Source organism: Amycolatopsis vastitatis (assembly GCF_002234595.1).
GTDB classification, from domain to species: domain Bacteria; phylum Actinomycetota; class Actinomycetes; order Mycobacteriales; family Pseudonocardiaceae; genus Amycolatopsis; species Amycolatopsis vastitatis.
In genome coordinates this window covers 56,719-63,770 of record NZ_NMUL01000003.1, presented here as the reverse complement: position 1 = coordinate 63,770, position 7,052 = coordinate 56,719, and the positions used below count along the sequence as shown (strand labels likewise).

Annotated in this window: 6 protein-coding genes; 2 read left to right on the top strand and 4 right to left on the bottom strand. The window is 69.4% G+C overall.

What is annotated here, in order from left to right; all coding sequences use genetic code 11:
* The 3 genes from CF165_RS02780 to CF165_RS02770 all read right to left on the bottom strand — a co-directional run.
* A partial coding sequence (locus tag CF165_RS02780; RefSeq protein ID WP_143268421.1) for an SDR family NAD(P)-dependent oxidoreductase occupies window positions 1-118 on the bottom strand: 118 nt, incomplete at its 3' end.
* Between the two features lie 89 nt (window positions 119-207).
* Entirely contained in the window at window positions 208-3,048 is a 2,841-nt protein-coding gene (gene leuS, locus CF165_RS02775; protein ID WP_093945816.1) for a leucine--tRNA ligase, read from the bottom strand.
* 156 nt (window positions 3,049-3,204) lie between these two features.
* Window positions 3,205-4,365: an esterase-like activity of phytase family protein gene (locus CF165_RS02770; RefSeq protein WP_093945815.1), complete on the bottom strand. Its 1,161-nt coding sequence runs from the start codon at window positions 4,363-4,365 to the stop codon at window positions 3,205-3,207.
* Window positions 4,366-4,431: 66 nt separating this feature from the next.
* On the opposite strand from CF165_RS02770, the gene CF165_RS02765 reads away from it, so the two are divergent.
* Window positions 4,432-4,851 carry an SdpI family protein gene (locus tag CF165_RS02765; RefSeq protein WP_093945814.1) on the top strand — a complete coding sequence of 140 codons (420 nt, stop codon included), beginning with the start codon at window positions 4,432-4,434 and terminating at the stop codon, window positions 4,849-4,851.
* Window positions 4,852-4,863: 12 nt separating this feature from the next.
* Here the strand turns inward: CF165_RS02765 and CF165_RS02760 are convergent, their stop codons facing one another.
* Window positions 4,864-5,445, bottom strand: a complete 582-nt coding sequence (locus tag CF165_RS02760) for a YqgE/AlgH family protein (RefSeq protein WP_167441327.1) — start codon at window positions 5,443-5,445, stop codon at window positions 4,864-4,866.
* Window positions 5,446-5,678: 233 nt separating this feature from the next.
* On the opposite strand from CF165_RS02760, the gene CF165_RS02755 reads away from it, so the two are divergent.
* Window positions 5,679-6,971, top strand: a complete 1,293-nt coding sequence (locus CF165_RS02755; protein ID WP_167441326.1) for an MFS transporter — start codon at window positions 5,679-5,681, stop codon at window positions 6,969-6,971.
* Window positions 6,972-7,052: the final 81 nt, after the last annotated feature.

The following is a 7,052-nucleotide window of genomic DNA, read 5'->3' as shown; positions in this document are numbered from 1 at the left end:
CGTTGCTCTGGTACGTCAGCGCGACGTCGGCGCCGTCCTCGGCGAGCCGCAGTGCGGTGGCCGCGCCGATGCCCCGGCTGCCGCCCGTCACCAGTGCCACCTTGCCGTCGAGGGTCATCCCCGGTTCTCCTTCGATCGAGCGTTTTCGTTGACTGCTCAATCAAATCGGGAACACGTGAGAAGCACCGGCGGCTTTCCGACAGCGCGCTACAGGACGATGTTGACCAGCCGGCCGGGCACCACGATGACCTTGCGCGGCGAGCCGTCGCCGACCATCGCCGCGACCTTCTCGTCCGCCAGCGCGGCCGCCTGGACCTCGTCGGACGACGCCGAAGCCAGCACCGTCACCCGGGAACGGACCTTGCCGTTGACCTGGATCGGGTACTCGACCGAGTCCTCGACCAGGTACTTCTCGTCCACCACCGGGAACGGGCCCTGGACCAGCGAGTCCGCGTGGCCCAGCCGGTGCCACAGCTCCTCGGCCATGTGCGGGGCCAGCGGCGCCAGCATCAGCACCAGCGGCTCGGCCAGCTCACGCGGCGTCGACGCGGCCCCGCCGTACACCTTGGTGACGTGGTTGTTCAGCTCGATCAGCTTCGCGCCGGCCGTGTTGAACCGCATCTCGGCGTAGTCCTCGCGGACGCCCGCGATGGTCTTGTGCAGCACCTTGCGGTCCGCCTCCGAAGCGTCCTCAGTGGACACTCGCAGCTCGCCGGTCGTCTCGTCGACGACCAGGCGCCACAGCCGCTGCAGGAACCGGTGCGCACCGACGACGTCCTTGGTCGCCCACGGGCGCGACATCGCCAGCGGGCCCATCGCCATCTCGTAGAACCGGAACGTGTCGGCGCCGTAGTTCTCGGCCATCTCGTCCGGCGTGACGACGTTCTTCAGGCTCTTGCCCATCTTGCCGTACTCCTGGGTGACCTCTTCGTCGTTGAAGAAGTACTTCCCGTCGCGCTCCTCGACCTGCTCGGCCGGGACGTAGACACCGCGCGCGTCCGTGTACGCGTACGCCTCGATGTAGCCCTGGTTGAACAGCTTCCGGTACGGCTCCTTGGACGTCACGTGGCCCAGGTCGAACAGCACCTTGTGCCAGAACCGCGAGTACAGCAGGTGCAGCACCGCGTGCTCGACGCCACCGACGTACAGGTCGACGCCGCCGGTGTCGTCCGCGCCGTACTCGCCGGGCCGCGGGCCCATCCAGTACTGCTCGTTTTCCGGCGCGCAGAACGTGTCGGCGTTCGTCGGGTCCACGTACCGCAGCTGGTACCAGCACGAGCCCGCCCAGTTCGGCATCGTGTTGATGTCGCGGCGGTACTTCTTCGGCCCGTCGCCCAGGTCCAGCTCGACCTCGACCCAGTCGGTCGCGCGGGCCAGCGGCGACGACGGCATCGAGTCGCGGTCCTCGGGGTCGAACGTCACCGGCGAGTAGTCGGCGACCTCGGGCAGCTCGATCGGCAGCATCGAATCGGGGACGGCGTGCACTTCGCCGTTCTCGTCGTAGACCACCGGGAACGGCTCGCCCCAGTAGCGCTGGCGCGAGAACAGCCAGTCGCGCAGCTTGTACTGGACGGTCCCGGTGCCGGCGCCCTTCTCCGACAGCCAGTCGATGATCGTCTTCTTGGCCTCGGCGACGTCCATACCGTCCAGGAAGCTCGAGTTGATCGCCGGGCCGTCACCGGTGTACGCCTTGCCGTCGAAGCCTTCGGACGGCTGCACGGTCCGGATGATCTCCAGCCCGAACTTCTCGGCGAACTCCCAGTCGCGGACGTCCTGGCCGGGGACGGCCATGATCGCGCCGGTGCCGTAGCCCATCAGCACGTAGTCGGCGACGAAGATCGGGATCTGCTTGTCGTTGACCGGGTTCGTCGCGTACGCGCCGGTGAAGACGCCGGTCTTCTCCTTGTTCTCCTGCCGGTCCAGCTCGGACTTCCGCGACGCGGCGACGCGGTATTCCTTGATCGCCTCGGCGGGCGTCGCCGCACCACCGGTCCAGCGCTCGTCGACGTCCGCAGGCCACGCCTCGGTGACCAGCTTGTCGACCAGCGGGTGCTCCGGCGCCAGCACCATGTAGGTGGCGCCGAACAGCGTGTCCGGCCGGGTCGTGAAGACCTCGATCGCGTCTTCGCCGGAGGAGAACGTGACGCGGGCGCCGTGCGAGCGGCCAATCCAGTTCCGCTGCATGGACTTGACCTTCTCCGGCCAGTCCAGCAGGTCCAGGTCGTCGACCAGGCGATCGGCGTACGCGGTGATCCGCATCATCCACTGCCGCAGGTTGCGGCGGAAGACGGGGAAGTTGCCGCGCTCGCTGCGGCCGTCGGCGGTGACCTCTTCGTTCGACAGGACCGTGCCCAGGCCCGGGCACCAGTTGACCGGCGCTTCGGAGATGTACACCAGCCGGTTGTCGTCGATCACCCTCTTCCGCTCGGCCGCGCTCAGCGCGGCCCAGTCACGGCCGTCCGGCGTCGGACGCGAGCCGTCCGCGAACGCGGCCTCCAGCTCGGCGATCGGGCGCGCCTTGCCCGCCTCGGTGTCGTACCAGGAGTTGAAGATCTGCAGGAAGATCCACTGCGTCCAGCGGTAGTACTCGGGGTCGATCGTGGAGATGCGACGGCGTTCGTCGTGGCCCAGCCCCAGGCGCCGGATCTGGCGCAGGTAGGTCCGGATGTTCTCCTCGGTCGTCTTGCGCGGGTGCTGCCCGGTCTGGACGGCGTACTGCTCGGCCGGCAGGCCGAACGCGTCGAAGCCCATCGTGTGCAGCACGTTGCGCCCGATCATCCGGTGGTACCGGGCGAAGACGTCAGTGCTGATGAAGCCCAGCGGGTGCCCGACGTGCAGGCCGGAGCCCGACGGGTACGGGAACATGTCCTGGACGAACAGCTTGTCGCTGGGCACCGGCTGCCCCTCGACGGCGAGCGGCCCGACGGGGTTGGGCGCGTGGAAGGTGCCCTGGTCGGCCCAGTGGTCCTGCCAGCGCTGCTCGATCTGACCCGCCAGCGCGGCCGTGTAGCGGTGCGCCGGGACGTCGGTCCCTGTTGTCTCGGTCATCGCCGTCTTCCTCCGAGTTCGAGCTACTCCAGAAACAACTCGACCCCTCAGCCACCAGGGCATGAGGGGTCGCCGCACCGGCCGGGCCGGGCCCGGTCAGCGCGGCAGGCTAAGGAGCAGCCGAGCCGTGTTCATGTGCACATCGTAACTTGCTGGTCAAAGCCGTTCCGAGGGGACCGCCAGTGCGACGAACTGGGTGACCTGGGTCGCGGAGAAGTTGTTGTCGCTGACCAAGATCAAGCTGCGCTCGCCGTTCGGGAGCTTCGGCCCCCAAGTCATGCCCTCGAGGTTGTCTACTGTGGACAAGCCGAGGTCGGCCGCGTCGAAGAGGAACCGCTTCTTCACCGGCTTGACGTGCTTCGCGTCGGCGAGGGACTTCACGTTCAGGACGTTCGTCGCGCCCGACGTGTCGATCTCGTAGACGCGGACCTTGTTGCCGACACCGGTGCTGAACGAACGCTCCATCATGAGGAACTTCGTCGGGTCGGCCTGGTCGACAGCCAGCATCGAGGACACCCCGGTGGTCGCGAACGCGTCAGCGGGCACCGGTGACGCGAAGAGTGGTTCCTGGGGATAGGCGTACTGCGCCAGGACCGGGCCGAACCGCGACTGCAGGGTGATACGCGAAAGCGCACCCGACGTCGTGGTCGGCTGGGGCCCGTCCTGCAGGAGGGGACCCTCGACCTCGCTGGCCAGCAGCGAGCCGAAGCCGGTGAAGGTGATGCCCTCGAGGACGAGGTTCTGCCGCGGACCCGCCGTCGGCGTCATCTTCTCGTTCGCGGGAATCGGCAGGTCACGGACGTACCGGCCGTCGCGGCGCGCCTCGCGGATGGACGGGTCGATCAACGTCGTCGCCGTCCGCTCGCCCTCCTGCGCCCAGTAGTAGTCGCCCGTCCACGGGTCGACGCGCAGCTCTTCCGGGTCGATCGTCTGCTCGTTCTGCGGCTTCGCCGGGTCGTTCTGGGTGAGCGGCGGGTACGGCGTGCCGTCGGGCCGCAGGAACGGCTTGGTGCCGGTGAAGGTGACCGGGCCGACGCCGTCCGCGGACACCGGGAAGGTCGCGGTGTAGAAGCGGGCGGGGTTGATCGCCGACCGGTCGTCGCAGATCAGGGCGTAGCCGCCGGTCCGCGGGTCGTAGTCGATGCTGGACAGGCCACCGACCATCGTGCCCTGGAACGGCAGGGCGTTCGGGACGATCTGCTCGCCGAGCAGCCGGAGGGGCCGCTGGTGACGCTCGGTGGCATCGGCCGGCGCCGCGGCGAGGATTCCGCCGATCAGGGCAGCGGCCAACAGAGTGGGCAGTACGCGCGGTGACATGGCCTGTAGCACAGTCGATCAGGGTATCCGGCAGGTTGCCGGGACGTCACGCTTATCCTTGAGCTCGTGTTCGCTATCGCGCTGGTTCCGATCGTGCTGGGTGTGCTCGTCGGCTTTGGTGGGTTCCTCGGTTTCCGTGAGCGCTTGACGCGCGAGGGCGGGACCGGCGTGCGCACGGAAGCCGCGTTGCGCAGTGAAGAGGCGTTCAAGCTGGCCAACCGCATCGCCGGCCTGCCGACCATGGCCGGAGGCGCGATCTCCGTGCTCGCCGGGCTGGCCGGGCTAGCGATGCCGTCGACCGGCGGCCTGATCTCCGCCGCGCTCGCCGGCGTGCTCGCCATGCTGGTGCTGGTCATGGGCGGTGGCGTGCTCGGCAACCGGGCCGCGCTGACCGTTCCGGCCCCGGCTCCGGCGGCACCGGCCGGGTGCAGCGGCTGCGCGTGCGGCGCCGGCGGCTGCGGGGTCTTCAAGAAGGACGAAGCCTAGTTTTCAGGTGACTCAGTTCCGCTGCAGGTCGCCCGGGTGGGTGGCCAGCAGCGCCATCGGGATGCCCTGGCGGCGCAGCACCTGGCTCCACAGGTCGCCGTTCGGCGAGGCCAGGATGTCGCTCGGCAGCGCGGGCACGATGAGCCAGTCGTCACGCTCGATCTCGCCCGCGAGCTGCCCCGAGTTCCACCCCGCGTAGCCGGCGAACACGCGCACGCCGCGGACCTTCGGCACCAGCACCTCGGGGTCGGTGTCCAGGTCGACCAGCGCGACCGGGCCGCGGACCGCGATCACGCCCGGCACGCTCGCCGCCGTCTCGCCGGTGCGCAGCGCGGCCAGGCACAACGCCGTCTTCTTCTCGACCGGCCCCCCGACGAACACCGCCTGCGGCTCGGCGACGTGCCCGCCCCAGTTGGGCAGCACGTCGTGCACGGCGACGTCGCTCGGCCGGTTCAGGACCACGCCGAGCGTGCCTTCGTCACGATGATCGATGACGAACACCACGGTCCGGCGGAAGTTGGGGTCGACCATCGTGGGGGCGGCGACCAGGAGCGTTCCCGGTTCAACCTCGGCGTCCGCTGGCACGCGACCCATGATCCCACCCCTGGCCCGGCGAATTACTTCGGCTCGGGAACAATCGCCCCAGCAGCCTCGTTTGAAACATGTGGCCGGCGCACTGCGTGTCCCCCGGGCTCACTGAAGAACCGCCTTTGTGGAATACCGTCCGGCTGGAGCCACACTGCGCATAGCCGCCGAGAGGCGACCTTAGTGCGTCGGCCACCCATTCTCTTGACTGATGCCCTACGCCTGGGCCTTACTCTGGCTTCGTGACGATCAGCGCCCAGACGGCGACAGAGCGAAGAGGCCCTCGGGAGCTGCTCAAGGACCCGGACTTCCGGCGTCTCCTCTTCACGCGCTTCGCCGCCAGCTGGGGCGACGGCGTCTTCCGCGCGGGGCTCGCCGGTGCCGTGTTGTTCAACCCGGAGCGTGCCGCCGATCCGCTGGCCATCGCCGGCGGATTCGCCGCGCTGTTGCTCCCGTACTCCGTCGTCGGGCCGTTCGCCGGCGCCCTGCTGGACCGGTGGGACCGCCGCAAGGTCCTGATCTTCGCGAACCTCCTGCGTGGCCTGGCGATCGTCTGCGCGTCCGCCGCCGTCGGCTTCGGGTTCGGCGGTCTCGGCCTGTTTTCGCTGGCGCTGACCGCGGAAGGGATCACGCGCTTCATCGGCTCCGGGCTTTCGGCGTCGCTGCCGCACGTCGTGGAGGAAGAGAGCGTGGTGACGGCGAACGCGTTCTCCACGACGCTCGGCTCGGTGGTCGCGGTCATCGGTGGTGGCTGCGCGATCGGCCTGCGGGCACTGCTCGGCAGCAACGACGTCGGATCGGCGGAGACCACGGTGTTCGCCGTGCTCGGCACCCTGGTCGCGGCGTTCCTCGCGCGCGGCTTCGCCCGCGGCGTGCTCGGACCGTCGGTGGTCGACGAGCCGCCGAACGCCTTCCTGGCCGTCGCGCGCGGGCTGGCCGACGGCGCGAAGCACGCGTGGCGCGCGCCGAGTGTCACGGCCGGGTTCCTCGCGCTGTTCGCGCACCGGGCGTCGTTCGGGGTGTCGCTGCTGGTCACCGTGCTGTTGATGCGGAACTACTTCACCGACCACGGCATGTTCCGCGCCGGCCTGCCCGGTCTGGGGCAGATGGCCGCGCTCGCCGGGGCCGGGCTGCTGCTGGCCGGGCTGCTGACCGCGCGGATCATCCGTGTCTTCGGCCGGTTGCGTGCCGTGCTCGGCGCGTTGCTGCTGGCGGCGATCGCGCAGTCCGCGCTGGGCCTGCCGATGGTGCTGCCGCTGGCGCTGCTCGCGTCGTTCGTCATCACCGGCGCCGGGCAGGTGCTCAAGCTGTGTGTCGATTCATCGATCCAGCTCGACGTCGCCGACGAAGCCCGCGGCCGGGTGTTCGCGCTCTACGACACGCTCTTCAACATCACGCAGGTGGCGGCGGTTTCGCTGGGCGCGCTCGTCGTGCCGGACGACGGCCGCGCGCCGGGCCTGCTCATCGCCGCCACGGTCTGCTACCTGGTCGGCGGAGCCGGGTACCTGGTGGCCCGGCGCCGCACGATTCGCTGAGGCAAACACCCGAACCGGTCACGGCCACTGCTCCATTGGCATTAGGGTGACGGGCAGTCATTAGTAGGTTCGAGGGACACC

What these genes read in the sequence shown, in the direction of transcription:
- leuS (WP_093945816.1), bottom strand. Translation starts at nt 3,048, where the DNA reads ATGACCGAGACAACAGGGACCGACGTCCCGGCGCACCGCTACACGGCC.
- CF165_RS02760 (WP_167441327.1), bottom strand. Translation starts at nt 5,445, where the DNA reads ATGGGTCGCGTGCCAGCGGACGCCGAGGTTGAACCGGGAACGCTCCTG.
- CF165_RS02770 (WP_093945815.1), bottom strand. Translation starts at nt 4,365, where the DNA reads ATGTCACCGCGCGTACTGCCCACTCTGTTGGCCGCTGCCCTGATCGGC.